We start from the raw sequence: 1978 nt of genomic DNA, 5'->3' as shown, positions 1-1978 counted from the left end.
GCGCCTCCAGCGTTTCCACACGGGCCAACAAGGCGTCGATATGGTCGAACAGCGCCATGATTACCTTGTTCTTGTCGGACTCGGAAAGCTTGGAAAGGTCGGGACGCGGGAGCTTGTTTGCCATGCCACTATGATGAACGAAGCGTCCGGCGTTTACAACATGTATATTTCATCGCCACTCAGGCTGAACAGTTACTGAAAATGTAAGTCGACGGTTTGATATTCCACCTATCGCATCTTTGACCTTCATCAAACACCGCTTTGATAAACAGGTTTGACAACAAGATGAATGTGAATAAAAATCAACTGTGCATTTGGGCATTTCTTTTGAATGCATCATTATTTACCCTCCCTGTCGAAAGTTAATATGAACTCAGATGGATACGAAATCTTAAACTGGCTCGAGTCTCTTCCTGAAATCGTTCGTTATTTAATATATTCTTTAGCGGGACTTTCTGTCTTTCTAATGGCTAACTCGGCTGGCAAAAATTTGGGTGGCACTTTCTTCCACTTATTGAACTGATCACGACTTACAGGAGTCTAATTTTAGGAGATTAGCCATGAACGATATGCATATGCAAGATTTGAGTCACGACGAAGTCATCAGGTCTCTGGCGGACTACCGGTTGGAATAATAATTGTAGTTGGAATCGTGGTTGTAGGAATGGCGGCAGGTATTTATAGCGGCTATAAAGAGGCGAAGTTGGCCAGAGCGGCTCCTGAAGACTAATACATGTATCTTCTCATGCACTTCAAACTACTCTTTGACTGGAGCTACAATGATGAACGATAAAACACAGTCCTACCTCGATCAGCAAATCGCTGAGTTGGACGATGCTGAAGTAAATTGCATAAGTGGCGGCTTGCCGTTTTTGGGTGCAGCTGCCATTGGGATTGCAGGACTCGCCTTATTTAATGGCTCGTTTAGCGCTGGAAAAGAACTTGGTAAATTTGTTTATCATGTCATGCATACCGAATAATCCATGACGGCATGCGTGAAAGCTAAACGTGGGATGGCAAGAAAAATATTTACGGTGCAATTGCTTATATGAACCAGCGATATCAAGTAGCGCATAAACACATTAGCGCGTTCATTCGATAGTTGATTGTCGAATGAATGCATCTCCGCGCATCAAACGCCATCGATGACACCGTAAACGCATCAGGGCCGGGTCTGTTCGCTGACAGCGAACTCGCCCGGCCCTGACTCGCCCGCGCACATCAATGCGCTGGCGGCAACACTGCAATGATTATTGCAGTTTGATTTCGACGTCGACGCCAGCTGGCAGATCCAGCTTCATCAGCGCGTCAACGGTCTTGTCCGTTGGGTCCACGATGTCCATCAGACGCTGGTGCGTACGGATTTCGAACTGGTCGCGCGAGGTTTTGTTGACGTGCGGCGAACGCAGGACGTCAAAACGCTGGATGCGGGTTGGCAGTGGGACTGGGCCTTTGACAACAGCGCCGGTACGCTTGGCGGTGTCGACGATTTCCAGTGCGGACTGGTCGATCAGCTTGTAGTCGAACGCTTTGAGGCGAATGCGGATTTTCTGGTTTGGTGCGGACATGGTAATTCCCTTAAAAAGAACGAACCGGCATGGCGCCGGCGATATGAATTTTTTGCTTGGGCACATCAGGGGACCACGAAAAACCTACTGCGCGGCGTCATTTTCGTCCGGCGATGCTCACCGTACCTTCGTACGGCTCCGCTTCTCGGACGAAACTAACGCCGCTCGCTACGGTTTTTCGAGGTCCCCAACCGGCAAGAAAGCAAGTATACCTGCTTTCCTGCCGTTGACTACGAATTACTTACCAGCTACTTCGCTGAGAATCTTTGCAACAACACCTGCGCCAACGGTACGGCCACCTTCGCGGATGGCGAAACGCAGGCCTTCTTCCATCGCGATCGGGTTGATCAGCTTGACGGTGATCGACACGTTATCGCCTGGCATAACCATTTCTTTGTCCGCTGGCAACT

General features: G+C 49.0%; 3 protein-coding genes. 1 reads left to right on the top strand and 2 read right to left on the bottom strand.

The genetic code is table 11. The annotated features are described in order from the left end of the window. Positions 1-779: 779 nt before the first annotated feature. Entirely contained in the window at positions 780-980 is a 201-nt protein-coding gene (locus tag F2P45_RS34065) for a hypothetical protein (protein ID WP_166882634.1), read from the top strand. Between the two features lie 270 nt (positions 981-1250). Here F2P45_RS34065 and rpsJ read toward each other — a convergent pair whose 3' ends face one another. Both rpsJ and F2P45_RS34055 read right to left on the bottom strand, forming a co-directional pair. After that, a complete protein-coding gene (gene rpsJ, locus F2P45_RS34060; RefSeq protein ID WP_005663509.1) occupies positions 1251-1568 on the bottom strand; it encodes a 30S ribosomal protein S10 in 318 nt (105 codons plus the stop codon). A 237-nt stretch (positions 1569-1805) separates the two neighbouring features. Further along, positions 1806-1978, bottom strand: a 173-nt coding sequence (locus tag F2P45_RS34055; RefSeq protein WP_502572740.1) for an EF-Tu C-terminal domain-related protein, incomplete at its 5' end; no start/stop codon positions are given.

Source organism: Massilia mucilaginosa (assembly GCF_011682145.1).
In the GTDB taxonomy this organism is placed as follows: Bacteria; Pseudomonadota; Gammaproteobacteria; order Burkholderiales; family Burkholderiaceae_D; genus Telluria_A; species Telluria_A mucilaginosa.
The sequence above is the reverse complement of the archived record's forward strand: the minus strand, read 5'-3'. Positions and strand labels throughout refer to the sequence as shown.

What these genes read in the sequence shown, in the direction of transcription:
- F2P45_RS34065 (WP_166882634.1), top strand. Translation starts at nt 780, where the DNA reads ATGATGAACGATAAAACACAGTCCTACCTCGATCAGCAAATCGCTGAG.
- rpsJ (WP_005663509.1), bottom strand. Translation starts at nt 1,568, where the DNA reads ATGTCCGCACCAAACCAGAAAATCCGCATTCGCCTCAAAGCGTTCGAC.